Origin of the sequence: Streptomyces thermoalcalitolerans, from assembly GCF_039525155.1 — a bacterium.
Taxonomy (GTDB): domain Bacteria; phylum Actinomycetota; class Actinomycetes; order Streptomycetales; family Streptomycetaceae; genus Streptomyces; species Streptomyces thermovulgaris.
On the sequence record NZ_BAAAHG010000005.1, the window covers coordinates 17,518 to 34,638 of the forward strand.

General features: G+C 70.2%; 21 protein-coding genes. 16 read left to right on the plus strand and 5 right to left on the minus strand.

Features of this window, described 5'->3' with window-relative positions; translation table 11 throughout:
- Positions 1–35: 35 nt before the first annotated feature.
- Positions 36–317, minus strand: a complete 282-nt coding sequence (locus ABD224_RS04915; protein ID WP_344047175.1) for a GntR family transcriptional regulator — start codon at positions 315–317, stop codon at positions 36–38.
- A gap of 150 nt (positions 318–467) precedes the next feature.
- Between ABD224_RS04915 and ABD224_RS04920 the strand changes: the two genes are divergently transcribed.
- From ABD224_RS04920 to ABD224_RS04960, 9 genes are all read left to right on the plus strand, one after another.
- On the plus strand, positions 468–806 hold the full coding sequence (locus ABD224_RS04920) for a hypothetical protein (RefSeq protein WP_344047177.1): 339 nt from the start codon (positions 468–470) through the stop codon (positions 804–806).
- The gene (locus ABD224_RS04925; protein WP_344047179.1) at positions 803–1,090 is read left to right on the plus strand and encodes a hypothetical protein; all 288 of its coding nucleotides are present in this window, start codon (positions 803–805) and stop codon (positions 1,088–1,090) included. The genes ABD224_RS04920 and ABD224_RS04925 overlap by 4 nt, the downstream gene beginning before the upstream one ends.
- A 253-nt stretch (positions 1,091–1,343) precedes the next feature.
- Positions 1,344–2,018 carry a UbiX family flavin prenyltransferase gene (locus ABD224_RS04930; protein WP_344047181.1) on the plus strand — a complete coding sequence of 225 codons (675 nt, stop codon included), beginning with the start codon at positions 1,344–1,346 and terminating at the stop codon, positions 2,016–2,018.
- A gap of 105 nt (positions 2,019–2,123) precedes the next feature.
- Entirely contained in the window at positions 2,124–2,579 is a 456-nt protein-coding gene (locus ABD224_RS04935) for an Lrp/AsnC family transcriptional regulator (protein WP_344047183.1), read from the plus strand.
- An 85-nt stretch (positions 2,580–2,664) separates the two neighbouring features.
- A complete protein-coding gene (mqnE, locus tag ABD224_RS04940) occupies positions 2,665–3,828 on the plus strand; it encodes an aminofutalosine synthase MqnE (protein ID WP_344047451.1) in 1,164 nt (387 codons plus the stop codon).
- An 82-nt stretch (positions 3,829–3,910) separates the two neighbouring features.
- On the plus strand, positions 3,911–4,579 hold the full coding sequence (locus tag ABD224_RS04945) for a UdgX family uracil-DNA binding protein (protein ID WP_344047184.1): 669 nt from the start codon (positions 3,911–3,913) through the stop codon (positions 4,577–4,579).
- A 64-nt stretch (positions 4,580–4,643) separates the two neighbouring features.
- Positions 4,644–5,168 (plus strand): GNAT family N-acetyltransferase, encoded by a 525-nt coding sequence (locus tag ABD224_RS04950; RefSeq protein WP_344047185.1) that lies wholly within the window; start codon positions 4,644–4,646, stop codon positions 5,166–5,168.
- A gap of 97 nt (positions 5,169–5,265) precedes the next feature.
- On the plus strand, positions 5,266–5,565 hold the full coding sequence (locus ABD224_RS04955; protein ID WP_344047453.1) for a DUF4229 domain-containing protein: 300 nt from the start codon (positions 5,266–5,268) through the stop codon (positions 5,563–5,565).
- A gap of 71 nt (positions 5,566–5,636) precedes the next feature.
- On the plus strand, positions 5,637–6,320 hold the full coding sequence (locus ABD224_RS04960) for a TetR/AcrR family transcriptional regulator (RefSeq protein ID WP_344047186.1): 684 nt from the start codon (positions 5,637–5,639) through the stop codon (positions 6,318–6,320).
- Positions 6,321–6,537: 217 nt separating this feature from the next.
- Here the strand turns inward: ABD224_RS04960 and ABD224_RS04965 are convergent, their stop codons facing one another.
- The gene (locus ABD224_RS04965; RefSeq protein ID WP_067395343.1) at positions 6,538–6,741 is read right to left on the minus strand and encodes a cold-shock protein; all 204 of its coding nucleotides are present in this window, start codon (positions 6,739–6,741) and stop codon (positions 6,538–6,540) included.
- A 391-nt stretch (positions 6,742–7,132) separates the two neighbouring features.
- Here ABD224_RS04965 and ABD224_RS04970 point away from each other — a divergent pair, with 391 nt between their 5' ends.
- The 5 genes from ABD224_RS04970 (at position 7,133) to ABD224_RS04990 (ending at position 12,354) form a co-directional block, all read left to right on the plus strand.
- A complete protein-coding gene (locus ABD224_RS04970; RefSeq protein WP_344047191.1) occupies positions 7,133–7,981 on the plus strand; it encodes a menaquinone biosynthetic enzyme MqnA/MqnD family protein in 849 nt (282 codons plus the stop codon).
- Positions 7,982–8,038: 57 nt separating this feature from the next.
- The gene (locus ABD224_RS04975) at positions 8,039–9,682 is read left to right on the plus strand and encodes a serine/threonine-protein kinase (protein ID WP_344047193.1); all 1,644 of its coding nucleotides are present in this window, start codon (positions 8,039–8,041) and stop codon (positions 9,680–9,682) included.
- 170 nt (positions 9,683–9,852) lie between these two features.
- Positions 9,853–11,052: a cyclic dehypoxanthinyl futalosine synthase gene (gene mqnC / locus ABD224_RS04980; RefSeq protein WP_344047195.1), complete on the plus strand. Its 1,200-nt coding sequence runs from the start codon at positions 9,853–9,855 to the stop codon at positions 11,050–11,052.
- Positions 11,053–11,074: 22 nt separating this feature from the next.
- The gene (locus ABD224_RS04985; RefSeq protein ID WP_344047197.1) at positions 11,075–11,521 is read left to right on the plus strand and encodes an imidazolonepropionase-like domain-containing protein; all 447 of its coding nucleotides are present in this window, start codon (positions 11,075–11,077) and stop codon (positions 11,519–11,521) included.
- A gap of 137 nt (positions 11,522–11,658) precedes the next feature.
- The gene (locus ABD224_RS04990; protein WP_344047199.1) at positions 11,659–12,354 is read left to right on the plus strand and encodes a demethylmenaquinone methyltransferase; all 696 of its coding nucleotides are present in this window, start codon (positions 11,659–11,661) and stop codon (positions 12,352–12,354) included.
- Between the two features lie 102 nt (positions 12,355–12,456).
- On the opposite strand, the gene ABD224_RS04995 is transcribed toward ABD224_RS04990, so the two are convergent.
- Positions 12,457–12,792 (minus strand): PASTA domain-containing protein, encoded by a 336-nt coding sequence (locus tag ABD224_RS04995; RefSeq protein ID WP_344047201.1) that lies wholly within the window; start codon positions 12,790–12,792, stop codon positions 12,457–12,459.
- Between the two features lie 168 nt (positions 12,793–12,960).
- Positions 12,961–13,467, minus strand: coding sequence for a GNAT family N-acetyltransferase (locus ABD224_RS05000; RefSeq protein ID WP_344047203.1), 507 nt, complete (start codon positions 13,465–13,467; stop codon positions 12,961–12,963).
- 100 nt (positions 13,468–13,567) lie between these two features.
- On the opposite strand from ABD224_RS05000, the gene ABD224_RS05005 reads away from it, so the two are divergent.
- Positions 13,568–14,884, plus strand: coding sequence for a geranylgeranyl reductase family protein (locus tag ABD224_RS05005; protein WP_344047205.1), 1,317 nt, complete (start codon positions 13,568–13,570; stop codon positions 14,882–14,884).
- 212 nt (positions 14,885–15,096) lie between these two features.
- Here ABD224_RS05005 and ABD224_RS05010 read toward each other — a convergent pair whose 3' ends face one another.
- Positions 15,097–15,903, minus strand: a complete 807-nt coding sequence (locus ABD224_RS05010; RefSeq protein ID WP_344047207.1) for a C40 family peptidase — start codon at positions 15,901–15,903, stop codon at positions 15,097–15,099.
- 843 nt (positions 15,904–16,746) lie between these two features.
- Between ABD224_RS05010 and ABD224_RS05015 the strand changes: the two genes are divergently transcribed.
- On the plus strand, positions 16,747–17,106 hold the full coding sequence (locus ABD224_RS05015) for an NADH-quinone oxidoreductase subunit A (RefSeq protein ID WP_067395370.1): 360 nt from the start codon (positions 16,747–16,749) through the stop codon (positions 17,104–17,106).
- Positions 17,107–17,121: the final 15 nt, after the last annotated feature.

Sequence of the window (17,121 nt, forward strand, 5' to 3'; positions counted from 1 at the left end):
AGGGCAACCCTCTCTGATGCCGGGGGCCGTCGTGGTTAGTCCGCGGCTTCCGCTTCGGCTGCTGCGCGGGCTTTCCGGAGGATCTCGAGGGCGTCGCGGGACACGAAGGAACCCATGCCAGGTTCCGTGTAGACGAGCCCCTCCCGCTTGAGGCCGACGTTCACCTTTTGCGCCGTTGCCGTGGCGATGCCGAACTCCTCGACGAGCTGCTGCACCGAAGGGACCCGACCACGTGGAGGGTAGACGCCCTCCTCGATACGCGACCGGATCACGGCAGCCACCTGGCGCCAGCGGGGGATGTCGGGTTCGAACTCCATAACTGCGCCATGATGCGTTTACTTTGTCTGCTAGTCGATCTGTAGTTCCCCTAGAATACATAGTGGACTTGCAGTACTGTCGCCTGAAAAGACCCCGGCGACGGCTGCAACCGTCCCGGGGCGCGGCACCAGCTGACAAGGAGCTGACGCATGTCCGAGCCTATCCCTCCCCTCCTGCCCTGCGCGGCCCTCTTCCTCGCGTCCGTCGCGATCCTGCTGAGCCTGATTCGTACGGTGCTGCCCGCCCCGTCCAAGCCGCCGGCGGGGCGGCACCGGCGCTCCGGGCCGGTCCGGACGTACCGAAGCCAGGCTCGGCCCCGGCTCTGCTTCCCCTGCCCTGAGACGCCTCTCGCGGGAGAGGCCACCCGGTCCGTCCGTCCCTATGTCATCGCCGCCGAACAGGCGGCTCTGAGGCGGGAGGCGGAGTGGGCGGCACGGGGGCCGGAGGTGCCCGGTCCGTATGTGGTCCACGGGATGGGGGCCGCATGAGGTTCGTGTCGGCATCCGGCGAAAGCCATGAGCCCCGCCCCTTGCCCTGGTGCGGTGCCGACGGCAGGCCCGCCCACGTCGTCGCCGACCCCGCCCGGCCGGGTCCGGTCTCGCGCCGCGCCGACCTGGTGGAGGACATCCAGCTCGAGATGGCGGACATCCTCCTGGGACACGCCCGGCAGCTGGTGGGCGAGGCGGGACCCGAGGAACTGCGATACCTCGTGGTCGAGCTGACGCGGTCGCTCACCGACGTCCTGCGGATCGCCTTGCGAGTGAAGTCCTGAAAAAAGAAGCAGGGGCTCGTGCGTCCGCACGAGCCCCTGGCGTGCGCTCCGTCCCCGGAAGTAGCGGAAGCGGGATCCCAGGGAAGCCGGCCTGACCGTCGCGGGTACCGGTCGACCGCGCTTGCGGTCCAGCAGGCCGCAGGGCGTGTTCCCGGCCGCCCGGCGGACCGACGAGCCTCACCGTCGCTTCCCTATGGTGCGAAGGTGACCGGCCAGTCCTGTGTATGACCCGTTTCGCCGGTAGGCTCGACGTGTGAACGTAGGGGAAACGCGGCGCACGCCTTGGATCGTGGGGGTGTCCGGGGCTTCCGGCACTCCGTATGCGGCCGCTGTGCTGCGGGCGTTGCTCGAGGCCGGGCAGGCCGTCGACCTGGTGGTCAGCCGGGCCTCGCGGCTCACCCTGCTCGACGAGACAGGGATCTCCTTCCGGGACGCGCACTGGCGGGACGACCTGCGGCAGTGGCTGTCCCAGGGGGCCGACGGCAAGCCCGATGCGTTCGAGGTGGACCTCACGGGGGTGCGGTACTGGAGCGCCGGTGACCTGGCGGCCGGACCGTCCTCCGGGTCGTATCCGGCGAAGGGCATGCTGATCGTGCCCGCCTCGACGGCCTGTGTGGCGGGGGTCGCCCTCGGGCTGTCGAAGGACCTGCTGCAGCGGGCGGCGAGCGTGACCCTCAAGGAGGGCAGACCGTTGGTCGTGGTCGTACGGGAGACCCCACTGCACGGCCAGACGCTGCGGCACCTGGTGACCCTGGACGACGCGGGCGCCACCGTCCTGCCCGCCTCGCCCGCCTTCTACGCCGGGGCCACACACATCCAGCACCTGGTGGACTTCGTGGCCGGCCGGACCCTCGACACCGTGGGCGTACCCCACCGTCTCTACCGCCGTTGGGAGGGTGAACTGGGCGGTGGTTCCCGGCCCTTGTGAACGACAGAGAGCAAGAGCACTACCGGTAGTACCAGGACCACTCGACACACTCCAGAACTTCTCGAGATCCCTCACCGGATCTCTTCAGTGGAAGGCTTCGATCGCATGGACGCGGTGGACAGGCAGCTCATCCAGGCCCTGAGGGAGAACGGCCGGGCCTCGTACGCGGAGCTGGGGCGCCTCGTCGGCCTGTCGGGACCGAGTGTCACCGACCGCATCAACCGGCTGGAGACAGCCGGTGTCATCACCGGTTATCGCGCCACGGTGAACTCCGCCAAGCTCGGCCTTGGCGTCACCGCCCTGATCGGCATCTCGCTCTCCGACGCCGCCGACCACGAGGACGTGGCGCAGCGGCTGAGCGAGCTGCCCGAGATCGAGGACTGCTGGTTCATCGCGGGCGACGACTCCTTCATGCTCAAGGTGCGCGCCCCGGACGTCGACGGACTGGAGAGCATCATCCGGCGGCTGTCCGGCACCAAGGGCGTCTCCCGGACCCGTACCACGATCGTTCTCTCCACCAAGTGGGAGAACCGGGTGGGCGAACTGCCCGAAAAGGTCTGACCAGCCGGGGGCGCCCCCTGTCCCAAGGGGCAGGGGGCGTACGGTTGTCGGAGTCTTCGAGGAAAGAGGTATGGGCGGTATGGGCATGGACGTCGGGCTCAAGCGCGAGCTGGAGGAGAAGGTCCGCTCCGGTGAGCGGCTGACTCGCGAGGACGGCATCGCGCTGTACGAGTCGGACGACCTGGCGTGGCTCGGCGGACTCGCCCACGAGGTGCGCACCCGCAAGAACGGCGACGTGGTGTACTTCAACGTCAACCGGCACCTCAACCTGACGAATGTGTGCACCGCGTCCTGCGCCTACTGCTCCTTCCAGCGCAAGCCGGGCGAGAAGGACGCGTACACGATGCGCATCGAGGAGGCCGTCGGGCTGGCCAAGGAGATGGAGCCGGAGAACCTGACCGAGCTGCACATCGTCAACGGTCTCCACCCCACCCTGCCGTGGCGTTACTACCCGCGTGCCCTGCGGGCGTTGAAGGAAGCGCTGCCCGGTGTGTCACTGAAGGCGTTCACGGCCACGGAGATCCACCACTTCGAGACGATCTCCGGACTGTCCGCCTCCGAGATCCTCGACGAGCTGATCGACGCCGGGCTCGAGTCCCTCACCGGCGGCGGCGCGGAGATCTTCGACTGGGAGGTCCGGCAGCACATCGTGGATCACCGGACCCACTGGGAGGACTGGTCCCGGATCCACCGCCTCGCCCACGAGAAGGGGCTGAAGACTCCGTGCACCATGCTCTACGGCCACATCGAGGAGCCCCGCCACCGTGTGGACCATGTGCTGCGGCTGCGTGAGCTCCAGGACGAGACCGGCGGTTTCCAGGTCTTCATCCCGCTGCGCTACCAGCACGACTTCGTGGACATGAAGGACGGCAAGGTCCGCAACCGCCTCCAGGCCCGTACGACGATGGCGACGGGCGCCGAGGTGCTGAAGACCTTCGCCGTCTCACGGCTGCTGTTCGACAACGTCCCGCACGTCAAGGTCTTCTGGGTGATGCACGGTGTGCAGACCGCGCAGCTCGCCCTCCAGCACGGCGCCGACGACATGGACGGCTCGGTCGTCGAGTACAAGATCACGCACGACGCGGACAACTTCGGCACCCCGGACAAGCTGACCCGCGAGGACCTGCTGGAGCTGATCCGCGACGCGGGCTTCCGCCCGGTGGAGCGCAACACGCGGTACGAGGTCGTCCGGGAGTACGACGGCCCGGACCCCGCGCGCCGCGACACGCCGCAGCCCATGCGGGTGTGAGCCGGCGCTGCCCGTGCGGGCCCGTACGGGAGTGAGCCGGCGCGGGCCGTGATGCCGTGGGCCGGGCGGGTACCCGCCCGGCATGGCCACCACGAAGCCGAAAGCCGCCCGGAACCCCCGGGTGCCCGAGAACGCCTGCACCGCCGAGCCGTTCGTCCCGGCCCACGCCGATCTGGCCGCCCTGCGCGAGGCCGCCGCCGGCTGCCAGGGCTGCCCGCTGCACCGGGACGCCACCCAAACCGTGTTCGGCGCCGGGAGTAGCGACGCCCGGATCATGCTCGTCGGCGAGCAGCCCGGCGACCAGGAGGACCGGCAGGGCAGGCCGTTCGTCGGACCGGCCGGAAAGCTGCTGGACCGGGCGCTGGCGGAAGCCGGTGTCGACCCGGACGAGACCTATGTCACCAACGCGGTCAAGCACTTCAAGTTCACCCGGGCCGGCGGACGCCGTCTCCACAAGGCGCCGGGACTGCGGGAGACGAGGGCGTGCGCGCCCTGGCTCGCGGCCGAGCTGGCGCTCGTGGAGCCCGAGCTGATCGTGCTTCTGGGCGCGACGGCCGGCAAGGCGCTGCTGGGCCCCTCGTTCCGGGTGACCGGAGTGCGCGGCATGGTGCTGGAGGAGGAGGTCCACGGGCGCCCGCAGCGGCTCGTCCCGACCGTGCACCCCTCGTCCGTGCTGCGGGCACAGGACCGGGAGACGGCGTACCGGGGGCTGGTCTCGGACCTGACGGTGGCGGCGCGGGCGCTGGCGTAGGGTAGGGGCTCCTCTCTCTTTATTCGCTGGACAAGAGCGTTCGTGTAATAACTACGATGGGGCAATGCCCCTTACTTTCACTCTGGACCCCGCTGTCGACCCCGCTCTGTGCGACGGAATCCTCGAGCTGTGGACCGACGTCACGAACACGGGCGGCGCGGTCGGCTTCGTCCCACCGGTGACGCGGGAGGAGATACGGCCCGAGCTGGTGAGGCAGCTTGTGGCGATGGCCGAGGGCCGCTCCCGGCTGCTGGTCGGCCACGACAAGGAGGGGCGAGTCGCCGCGACGGCCTTTCTGACCTTCAACACCCACCGGCTGATGACCCACTGGCTGTGGCTCTACACCGTGATGGTCCACCCGCGCCACCAGGGCCGGGGCTACGGCCGGGAACTGCTGGCGACCGCGGCGAACGCGGCCCGGAGCTTCGATGGCATCGAGGCGATCCGGCTCACCTGCCGTGGCGGGCTCGGCCTGGAGCGGTTCTACGCCTCCTGCGGCTACAAGGAGGTCGGGCGGGTGCCCGGGGCCATCCGGGTCGCGCCGGACGACGACCGGGACGATGTGATCATGCATCTGTCGCTGATGTGAGACTCCCGTCCGGCACCCCTCTTTCACGATCGGGTTTCCGGCGTGCTTCACTGGATTTGCCCTGGTGAAAATGTCCGGAACGGAAGAGTGGATGGAGATGCTCCGCTACACGCTGATGCGCCTCGGGATCTTCGTGGGCTGCCTCGTGGTCGTCTGGGGCCTCGTCTACTCCGGTGTCGCTCCCCGCGGTCTCGGCGACTCCAACGGCCTGTGGATCATTCTGCTCGCCCTGGTGATTTCGGCCCCGATCAGCTTTGTCGTCCTGCGCAAGGAGCGGGACCGGGCGTCGATCCAGGTCGCCCGGCGGATGGAGCGCATGAAGGCGAATTTCCGGGCCAGCGCCGGCCAGGAGGACGAGGCCGACGACCAGACGCGGGCGCAGGGCCAGGCGTCCTGAACCGATCGGTCCGGCGCCGGCCGGTCCCTTCGGCGGGCCTGGGATCCCTGCCGCGACCATAGGCTTGGCCCATGGGTGCCGTGAGGACCAAGCGGAAGCCGAGGGCGGTCCGTGAGCAGCAGATGCTCGACGCCGCCGTACAGCTCTTCGGGCAGCGCGGCTACATGGCCGCGTCGATGGACGAGATAGCGGAACGGGCGGGCGTCTCCAAGCCGTTGGTCTACCTGTACCTGAACTCCAAGGAGGACCTCTTCGGCGCCTGCATCCGCCGCGAGGCCACGGCGCTGACCGAGGCCGTACGGTCCAAGGTCCGTCCCGACATGCCCGCGGAGCGCCAACTCTGGGAAGGACTACGGGCGTTCTTCACGCACACCGCGCAGCACCCGGAGGGCTGGACGGTGCTGCACCGGCAGGCCCATACCCAAGGGGAGCCGTTCGCGGCCGAGGTCGCCGCGGTGCGTGCGGAGTTCATCGCGTTCGTCGCCCAGCTGATCCTCGCCGCCGCCCGGGACAGGGCCGCCCCCTGTGCGCGCGGGGACGGAGGCCCGGGGGAGCGGCACGTCCCCGCGCTGCCCGAGCACGAGGCCACCGGGCTCGCCGAGGCCCTGGTCGGCGCCGCCGAGTCCCTGGCCGCCTGGGCCAACGCCACCCCGGGCGTCACGGCCCACCAGGCGGCGGCGACCCTGATGAACTTCGCCTGGGCGGGCCTGGGCAACCTCATGGAGGGCCGGGCCTGGTCCCCGTCCGCGGCCTGAGGGCCGGGAGCACGGCCGGGCGCACCGCTCCTGACCGGCGGGCACGGAAAGAGGCCGTGGCGGGGAACGCCGAGGCATCCGCGGACGGGCATGCCTCGGGAGGGCTGCCAGACGGGCGCGCCCCCCGGGGACTGCCGAACGGGCGTGCCCCCGGGGGCACCGGGAAAGGGCAGGAGCCCCGTCGCCGGACGGCGCGGGGCTCCTTGGGTACTGCTTCTCAGAGCGCGGTGACGTTCTCCGCCTGAGGACCCTTCGGGCCCTGAGTGACGTCGAAGCTCACCTGCTGGTTCTCTTCGAGGGAGCGGAAACCGGTCGCGTTGATCGCGGAGTAGTGGACGAAAACGTCGGGGCCGCCGCCTTCCTGGGCGATGAAGCCAAAGCCCTTTTCGGCGTTGAACCACTTAACGGTTCCGGTAGCCATAAGCCCTCCTTGGGCTCAAAGGGTCGCCCTGCTCCAGAACCTGCAAGTGTGATAACGGAAATCGCCGCACAACTGCATACGGTCTGAAAACGACCAGAGCCCGCGGTTACATGCTCCGCAGGCTCTGTACTGCAAGGGAAACCAAACTGCAACTTGCTGGTGAGCCTAGCACGCGGGAAGCCGAACGCAAGAGAGGGAAAGATCACGTCACCCGGACGCTGGAAGGCTCTGGGGAGAGGTTGACGCAGAGAGAGTGGTTCGGTCGGACAGAAGGCGAGAAAAAGCGAGAAAAAGGACGGAGGGGAATCGGCCGATCGGGGCAATGGGCGGGCGCGGGGACGGAGAAGGGGGCGGCGGCGGGACCGCGGGGGAGAGGGTCTAGTCTCGCGATGTGGACAACTCTCGCAGCCGGCCACGCGTAGGCCACATTCAGTTCCTCAACTGCCTCCCCTTGTACTGGGGGCTCGCGAGAACGGGCACACTCCTCGACTTCGAGCTGACGAAGGACACCCCGGAGAAGCTCAGCGAGCTGCTGGTGCGGGGCGACCTCGACATCGGGCCGATCACCCTCGTCGAGTTCCTCAAGCACGCGGACGATCTGATCGCCTTCCCCGACATCGCCGTCGGCTGCGACGGTCCGGTGATGTCGTGCGTGATCGTCTCGCAGCTCCCGCTGGACCGGCTCGACGGCGCCCGGGTCGCCCTCGGATCGACCTCCCGCACCTCCGTCCGCCTCGCCCAGCTGCTGCTGGCCGAGCGGTTCAAGGTCGCGCCGGACTACTACACCTGCCCGCCCGACCTGAGCCTGATGATGCGGGAGGCGGAGGCGGCGGTGCTCATCGGCGACGCGGCCCTGCGCGCCAATCTGCACGACGGCCCGCACTACGGCCTGGACGTGCACGACCTGGGACAGCTGTGGAAGGAATGGACGGGCCTGCCGTTCGTCTTCGCGGTCTGGGCGGCCCGCCGCGACTACGTCGAGCGCGAGCCGGACATCACCCGCAAGGTCCACGAGGCCTTCCTGGCCTCCCGCAACCTGTCCCTGGAGGAGGTCGGCAAGGTCGCCGAACAGGCGGCCCGCTGGGAGCCCTTCGACCAGCAGGTCCTCGAGCAGTACTTCACCACCCTGGACTTCAGCTTCGGTGAACCGCAGCTGGCGGCGGTCGCCGAGTTCGCGCGCCGGGTCGGCCCGACGACCGGCTTCCCGTCGGATGTGAAGGTGGAGCTGCTGCAGCCGTAGAACCCCGCCGGGCCGCGGCGCATTACCCTGCTGTGAGACGTACGGGGGAGGGGAGACATGCAGCCGCTGGAAGCCGACGAGCCCACCAGTGTGGGCCCCTACCGGCTGCTCGGCCGTCTGGGCTCCGGTGGCATGGGCCGTGTCTACCTGGGCCGCAGCGCGGGCGGCCGTACGGTCGCGGTGAAGGTCGTGCACCCGCACTTCGCCCACGACCAGGAGTTCCGCGCCCGCTTCCGCCGTGAGGTGGCGGCCGCCCGCCGGGTGGGCGGCGCCTGGACCGCGCCGATCCTGGACGCCGACCCCGAGGCACCGGTGCCCTGGGTCGCCAGCGCCTATGTGGCCGGCCCCTCCCTGACCGCCGCGGTCGCGGACACCGGCCCGCTGCCGCCGCACTCCGTACGGGCCCTGGTCGCCGGTCTCGCCGAGGCCCTGGCCAAGGTGCACGAACTGGGCCTGGTGCACCGCGATGTGAAACCCTCCAACGTCCTGCTCACCCTCGACGGCCCCCTCCTGATCGACTTCGGCATCGCCCGCGCCACCGACGCCACGGCCTCCCTGACCTCCACCGGCGTGTCGGTCGGCTCGCCCGGCTACATGGCACCCGAGCAGATCCTGGGCAAGGGCGTCACCGGGGCGGCGGACGTCTTCTCCCTGGGCGCGGTCCTCGTCTACGCCGCGACCGGCAACCCCCCCTTCCCGGGCGAGGCCGCGGTGGAGCTGCTGTACAAGGTGGTCCACGAGGAGCCCGAGCTGGGCGGCCTGGAGGGGGACTTCCGGGAGCTGGCGGCGGCCTGCCTGGCCAAGGACCCGGCCGCCCGCCCGGCCCCGGGCGACGTGGCCCGCCGCCTCGCCCCCGAGGGCGCGTCCCGCCTGGTCGAGGCCGGCTGGCTCCCGCCCCGCCTGGTCGAACAGGTCAGCCGCAGGGCCGTACAGCTGCTGAACCTGGAGACGGCGGCGGACGCGGGAGCGAAGGCACTGGAACCGGCGTCCGGTCCGGTGGGCTTCAGCAGAGCCGCGGCGATGGGGCCGACGCCCACACAGCCCGACGTCCCGCCCCCTTCCCCTCCCGGGACGGGGAACACGCCCTCGCAGGAGCCCACCGCGTCGTCGCTCCGCCCCGGCTGGGCCTCGGCCGGCACCGTGACCGGCCAGGAGGAAGGCCGGAAGGAACAGGACCGCCGGCCGAGGCGCGGTGCGGTCCTCGCGGGCGTGGGCGCGCTAGCGGTGGTGACGGCCGGATCCCTGATATGGCTGCTGCCGTTCCTCGGCGACGGCGGGAAGCCCGGCCCCTCCCCGACGCCGACCGCCACCTCCGCCACCCCCACCGCCTCCGCCGCCTCGTCCTCGGTTCCCGCCCGCTATCTGGGCGCCTGGGAGGGCCGGGGCGCGGCTCTCAACGGCGTCTTTCCGACGGGCACCTTCCATGTGACGGTCAAGCAGGCCGCCGTGGGCGAGAAGGTGGGCGAGGTGCGCCACACCGACCCTCTCGGCGGGGTCTGCGTCGACGCCCTCACCCTGAAGCAGGTGACGAGGAAACAGCTCGTCCTGAGGGCCGCGGGCATCAAGACCAACCATGCGGGCTGCGACCAGGCTCCGCACATAGTCCGTCTCACCCCGGTCGGGGACGACCTCATGTACAACTCGGAGAGTTCCGCGGCGGGGCGCCCGGAGGCACGGCTGTCGAGGATCGAGAAGCCGTGAGCCACGCCCGGCGCGGCCTGGCGTGAGGGCCGCGAAACCCCTGACGTAGGCTGGTCCGGTCCGTGCCCCGTTTCCTGTCAGCCCTGTTCCGACCCTGTTCCGAGCGCTTCGCGCACCCCATCTGTCCAACCCTTACGACCCCTGGGAAGACCCCTGTGAAAGGGACGCCGGTGACCGAGAAGGCCGACCTCCAGTCCGTTCTCGACCGTGCCGCCGAGGGCGGACGGATCACCCCCGAGGAGGCGCTCGCCCTGTACCGCGACGCGCCGCTGCATGCGCTGGGTGCCGCGGCCGACGCCGCACGCCGCCGGAAGTTCGCGGGCACCGAGCACATCGCGACGTACATCATCGAGCGCAACATCAACTACACGAACGTGTGCGTCACGGCGTGCAAGTTCTGCGCCTTCTACGCCGCGCCCAAGGACAAGGCGAAGGGCTGGACGCGCGACCTGGACGACATCCTGCGCCGCTGCGCGGAGACCGTGGAGCTCGGCGGCACGCAGATCATGTTCCAGGGCGGCCACCACCCGGAGTACGGCGTGGAGTACTACGAGAAGCACTTCCGCGCCATCAAGAAGGCCTTCCCGCAGCTGGTGATCCACTCGTTGGGCGCCTCCGAGGTGGAGCACATGGCGCGGGTCTCGGGCGTGTCGGTGGAGGAGGCCATCGTCCGGCTCCGCGAGGCGGGCCTGGACTCCTTCGCCGGTGCCGGCGCCGAGCTGCTGCCGGAACGCCCGCGCAAGGCCATCGCCCCGCTGAAGGAGTCCGGCGAGCGCTGGCTGGAGATCATGGAGATCGCGCACCGGCTGGGCGTGGAGTCCACCACGACGATGCTGATGGGCACCGGCGAGACCAACGCCGAGCGGATCGAGCACCTGCGGATGATCCGGGACGTGCAGGACCGCACGGGCGGCTTCCGGGCGTTCATCCCGTACACCTACCAGCCGGAGAACAACCGCCTCAGGGGCCGCACCCAGGCCACCGTCTTCGAGTACCTGCGGATGATCGCGATCGCCCGCCTCTTCCTCGACAACGTGATGCACATCCAGGGCTCCTGGCTGACCACCGGCAAGGACGTCGGCCAGCTGACCCTGCACTACGGCGCCGACGACCTCGGCTCGGTCATGCTCGAGGAGAACGTCGTCTCCTCCGCGGGCGCCAGGCACCGTTCCAACCGGCTGGAGCTCATCGACCTCATCCGGAAGGCGGGACGGGTCCCGGCGCAGCGGTCGACGACGTACGAGCACCTCGTCGTCCACGACGACCCGGCGAACGACCCGGTCGACGACCGGGTGATGTCCCACATCTCCTCGACGGCGCTCGACGGCGGGACGGCCCACCCGGAGCTCAGGATCCTCGCCGCCGACTGACGCGACGCCGAGCGAGCCGCCGATGCTGACGATTCACGCCGCGGACGAGGTCCGGCGCGCCTGGGACGCCGAGCCGCTGAAGGACGGAGCCGTCGCCGTCGAGGGGACCCGGGTCGCCGCCGTGGGACCGCTCGCCGAGCTGGAACGGCGGTTCCCGGGGGCACGGGTGCGGCGCTGGCCGGGCGTCCTCGGGCCCGCCCGGGTGCACGAGGGGCCGCTGCCCCAGGCGCCGAGTCCACGTGAGCGCGTTCACGAGGTCCTGAAGCTCGGGGCGACGGCCGTCCTGGCGCGGCACGCCGACTCGGCCGCGCTGCGGGAGGCCGCCGCCCGCAACGACGTCGCCGTCCTGCCGGACGCACGGTCCGTGGCCGTCCTGGAGGGCGAGCGCGCCGACCTCGCCGTCTTCGACGACACCGGCGCCTGCCTCGCCACCGTGTGCGCGGGACGGCTGGTGCACCGCAGGCGCTGACGGCGGCCTCGGCCCGGGACCTGCCGGACCGGCCCGGACGCCCCCGGCTTCCGTGCCGGTCCACCGCGCCGTGCGGCTGCCGCCGCACACGGTGAAGCCGGAGCCGCCGCCGTGACACCGCCTGCAACAATGGCCCCGTGACCCGCGCATCTCTGGAGAAGCAGCCGCACGAAGTCGCCTCGATGTTCGACGGCGTGGCGGAACGGTACGACCTGACCAACGACGTGCTGTCCCTGGGACAGGACCGGCGGTGGCGCAAGGAGGTCGCGCGCGCCGTCGACGCCCGGCCGGCGCAGAGGATCCTCGACCTCGCCGCCGGGACGGCCACGTCCTCGCTGCCCTTCACCCGCGCCGGCGCCTATGTCGTCCCCTGCGACTTCTCCCTCGGGATGCTGCGGGTCGGCAAGCGGCGGCACTCCTGGCTGCCGTTCACGGCCGGCGACGCGACCCGGCTGCCGTTCAAGGACGACACCTTCGACGCCGTCACCATCTCCTTCGGGCTGCGCAATGTGCAGGACTTCGACCGGGCCCTGCGCGAGATGCACCGGGTGACCAGGCCCGGCGGACGGGTGGTCGTCTGCGAGTTCTCCCACCCCACCTGGGCGCCGCTGCGCACCGTCTACACCGAGTACCTGATGCGCGCCCTGCCGGCCGTGGCGCGCGCGGTGTCGTCCAACCCCGACGCGTACGTCTATCTGGCCGAGTCCATCCGGGCCTGGCCCGACCAGCCGGCGCTGGCCGAGCGGCTGCGCGCGGCCGGCTGGTCGAAGGTCGCATGGCGCAACCTCAGCGGCGGAATCGTCGCCCTGCACCGGGGGTTCAAGCAGGACTGACGGGCCGTGAGCGGGGCCGTGTCAGGCGGATTTGACGGTCCTGACGGTCCTGACGGCCCGTCAGCGTGACCGGCGGCCCCGGACGCCTCACCGGAGACCGTGTCAGACCGGGGTGGCCGCGTAGGGGGCGCCCGGTTCGTCGAGTGCGCGCTGGAGCCCGCCCAAGGGCGGCTTCGGGACCCGCGGCTCACGGACGCCTCCGCCGCCGTCGCCCGGAGGGAAGTCGAACCACACGTGCACCATGGAGTCCCGCGGGACCTCGGTGCCGGGCTGCGGGTACTGGCGTACGACGTAGTCGACGACGGTGAGATGGAAGTCCGGGCGGTCCGGCGCGTTGAGGAACAGGCCCCGTGCCCGGGCGGTCTCGCGGGCGTCCACGGCCATCAGCCCGACCAGGCGTGGTACGCGTACTTCGGGTGTCTTGGGTGTTGTGCGCACAGATGTCACCCCCAGCGGTACAGGCAGGGTAACCGGCGGGGGCGCCGCCCGGAAGCATCGCGTTTCTTTCCGTGACAACCGACTACCGTCGGTCACGTTCTTGTGCGCGGTCGCGCACATGGACCCGGACGCGCTCCTGCGCGCCGCCTTGTGCGCCGTTTGACGGGGTCACAGATCGAGCCGATAGCAGTGGACCTGCCGCCGCGACTGCGGGGTCACGAACGTCTCCGCACGGCGCATGCCGAGCCGCCGGGCGAGTGCGACGGACCGCTCGTTGCGGGCGTCGACCATGGCCACCACGCCCGGCAGGCCGGCCGCGCGCAGCCGCTCCAGGGTCGTACGCGCGGCCGCCGTGGCATAGCCGCGGCCCCAGAACTCCCGGCCGAGCCGCCAGCCGATCTCCATCTCTCCTGTGGGGCCCCAGTCCCGCTCCCACGGCTGGGCGCCGGTGAAACCGACGGCCCGGCCGGACGCGTCGAGCACCGTCCACAGACAGAAGCCGCGTTCGGCGTCGTGCCGCCGCTGGCGGGCGGTGAGCTCCTCGTAGACGGAGAGCTCCGCGGACTTGCCGCCCAGGAACTCCATGACGTCCGGGTCGTCGAACAGCCGGTGCCAGACGACGGCGTCCTCGTCGGTGGGAACGCGCAGCTGCACGACGGGGAGAGGTCGGTTCACGGGGACAGCCCTTCAGCCGGGTGATCAGGTCTGCTGCATAGACTGCCCATGTCCAGTGCCGGTCGGCACGCAGATTACGAACCTTGGGGGAGATCCCGCCGTGACCGTCGTGACCGAGCCCCAGCCCGAGTCTCCTTCCGAGGCCCTCTCCGGAAACAGAGCCGATGTGATCGTCGTGGGCGCGGGGCCGGCCGGCTCCACCACCGCGTACCACCTCGCCCGGGCCGGACTCGACGTGCTTCTGCTGGAGAAGACCGCGTTCCCGCGGGAGAAGGTCTGCGGTGACGGGCTCACCCCGCGCGCCGTCAAGCAGCTCGTCGCCATGGGCATCGACATCTCCGAGGAGGCCGGCTGGCTGCGCAACAAGGGGCTGAGGATCATCGGCGGCGGTGTGCGCCTGCAGCTGGACTGGCCGGAACTCGCCTCCTTCCCGGACTACGGACTGGTGCGCAAGCGCGACGACTTCGACGAGCAGCTCGCCCGGCAGGCGCAGAAGGCGGGGGCGCGGCTGTACGAGCGCTGCAATGTGAGCGCCCCGGTCATCGACGACCGCACCGGCCGTATCACCGGGGTGAAGGCCAGGCTCGGTGAGGACAAGCGCGAGGTCGCCTTTCACGCGCCGCTCGTCGTCGCCGCCGACGGCAACTCCAGCCGGCTGTCCCTGGCGATGGGGCTGCACCGCCGCGAGGACCGTCCGATGGGCGTCGCGGTCCGCACGTACTTCACCTCCCCCCGCCATGACGACGACTACCTGGAGTCCTGGCTGGAGCTGTGGGACCGGCGGGGCCCGCAGGACCGGCTGCTGCCCGGCTACGGCTGGATCTTCGGCATGGGCGACGGCACCTCCAACGTCGGCCTCGGAGTGCTCAACACCTCGGCGTCCTTCAAGGAACTCGACTGGCGCGAGGTCCTGAAGGCCTGGTGCGCGTCCATGCCCGAGGACTGGGGCTTCACCCCCGAGAACATGACCGGCCCGATCCGCGGCGCCGCCCTGCCCATGGCCTTCAACCGCCAGCCCCACTACACCAGGGGCCTGCTGCTCGTCGGTGACGCGGGCGGCCTGGTGAACCCCTTCAACGGCGAGGGCATCGCCTACGCCATGGAGTCCGGCCGGCTCGCCGCCGAGATCATCGCCCAGGCCCAGGCCCGGGCCACGCCCGCCCAGCGCGAACTCGCCCTGCGGCGCTATCCGCGCGTCCTGAAGGACACCTACGGCGGCTACTACACGCTGGGCCGCGCCTTCGTGAAGCTCATCAGCAACCCCAAGGTCATGCAGATCGCCACCCAGCGGGGACTGACCCATCCGCTGCTGATGAAGTTCACCCTCAAGCTGCTGGCCAACCTCACCGACCCGACGGGCGGCGACGCGATGGACCGCATCATCAACGGCCTGAGCAAGGTGGCGCCCAAGGCGTGAGCCGGACCGGCCGGCGGAAAGCCCCGCAACGGGCCCTGGGGGCGCTCACCGCGCGGTGAGCGCCCCCAGGGCCTCGGGGAGTGCGTTCGGGGCCTGCAAGCGCGCACAAACGCGCCGGAGGGCCACTGCCACGCATGGCTGCGGCCCTCCGGCGCGTACGACGGTGTGCGGTGCCCTCGGAGCATCCGGTGTCCTCAGAGCACCCGGAGTTCTCAGAGCACCCGGACCGCGCCGCTCGGCGGGTCGTAGGACAGCGGACGCTCGACGACACCCGTGGAGGGGTTCTGCGCGCCGACGAACATGCCGTTGCCGACGTACACCCCCACGTGGTAGGCGCTGCCGGGGCTGCCCCAGTAGAGGATGTCGCCCGGCTTCAGGTTGGACAGCGACACCTGGGTGCCGACGGTCGACTGGCTCTGGGAGACGCGCGGCAGGTTGATGCCCACCTGCTTGAAGGCGGCCTGCACCAGGCCGGAGCAGTCGTAGGCGGACGGACCGGTGGCACCGGAGACGTAGGCCTTGCCGACCTGGGCCTTGACGAACGCGACGACGGCCGCGGCCGAACCGGTCGCCGTGGAGGAGCCCGTGGAGGCGTCGGCCGAGGCGGCGAGCGTGGTCCGCCCGGCGGTGCGGGAGGCGCGCTCGGCTGCCTTCTTGCGCGCTTCCTCGGCAGCCTTCTTGCGGGCCTCCTCGGCCTTCTTCTTGGCCTTGGCGAGGTCCGCCTTGGCCTGCTTTGCGGCCTTTGCGGCGGCTGCGTCGCGTTCGGCCTGCAACTGGTAGTTCGCGGCGGCCTGTTGGGTGATGTCCGCAGACTGGGCCACCTGAGCGGCCAGGTCGGCCGTCAGGGTGGGCAGTTCGATGGTCTGTGTCACCGGCTCGGCGGCATGCGCTGACGACGCCGACGCACCGGCTACTGCCAGGGTGCCGAAGACGCCACTGGCAACTCCGGCCCGCATCGCGACTTTCGACGTGCTGCGCCGGGGTTTCCGGTGGCTGCGTATCTGAGCGGTGTGGGACATGGGAACAACGGGTACCAGGGGCTCCTTCATATCTTCAAGGAACGTGTGGTGCGCCACATTTGTTCAATAGAGCGCCCAAATTCCCGTGCCGCGATTCTTTATTGACGACACAACGGACATTACGGGCGCACGCGATCATGCCTGTGGTCATGGACTTTCGCTGTTACGCCCGAATTGCCCCCGACCTATCACCGATGGGGCCGCCGGCCAAGTCCGGCCCTCCGGGACTCGCTGCGGATGTGGCAGAGGTCACGGGATGGTCACTGCCGTGCGGCGGATTCGCGCGCCGAAGTTCAGCTGTCCCATACGTCACTTAAGCCCCATTGGTGAAGGGGCGTCGAGAGGCGGCCGCGGGACGCGTCCGCCGGCTTGTGAAGGAGTGAACGTGTCCACATCCAGTGCCGCTGTCCTCCCCTTGTGTGAAAAGCCGCCCTATATCAAGCCCTTGACGGGCGGCGCCACTTTGCGCTGGACAGCGTTCATCTGATAATGCGCGACCCCTCTGACCTGCGACGACGCGGCAAAATGTGACCAGTGGTGATCGCTCAGGTGCTTCGTGTGTGAAGATCGGCGCTCATCCGGCTTCATGATCGTTCGTCAGGTGGTAAAGATCACAAAGCTCGTGCAATACTCCGTGTCGCACATCACAAAGCGTCGGGCATAGGATGCGAAGCGGGTGGGCTTGTGACCTGCTTCACATGTTCTCGATCTTTGTTGGCGCACGCGGGAGTGGTGAGGCATGTGGGGCGGCCACGGGTCCGGCCACGCTCCCCCAAGGTCTCGGATCCGCTCGACCGGGGGGGACCCCAAGCAGTCAGTACCGACTGAGAGGAGCGAGGAGCGGTGAACGCGTATGCGCCCATCCTCGTACTGGGAGCCCTCGGGGCAGGCTTTGCGATCTTCTCCGTGGTCATGGCCACCCTGATCGGGCCGAAGCGGTACAACCGCGCCCGGCTCGAGGCGTACGAGTGCGGTATCGAGCCGACCCCCACGCCGGCCGGCGGCGGGCGCTTCCCCATCAAGTACTACCTGACGGCGATGCTCTTCATCGTCTTCGACATCGAGATCGTCTTTCTCTATCCCTGGGCCGTCACGTTCGACGCCCTGGGTCTTTTCGGGCTCGTGGAGATGCTGCTCTTCGTGCTCACCGTCTTCGTCGCGTACGCGTACGTATGGCGGCGCGGCGGCCTGGATTGGGACTGAGGGGCCTTACAAGAC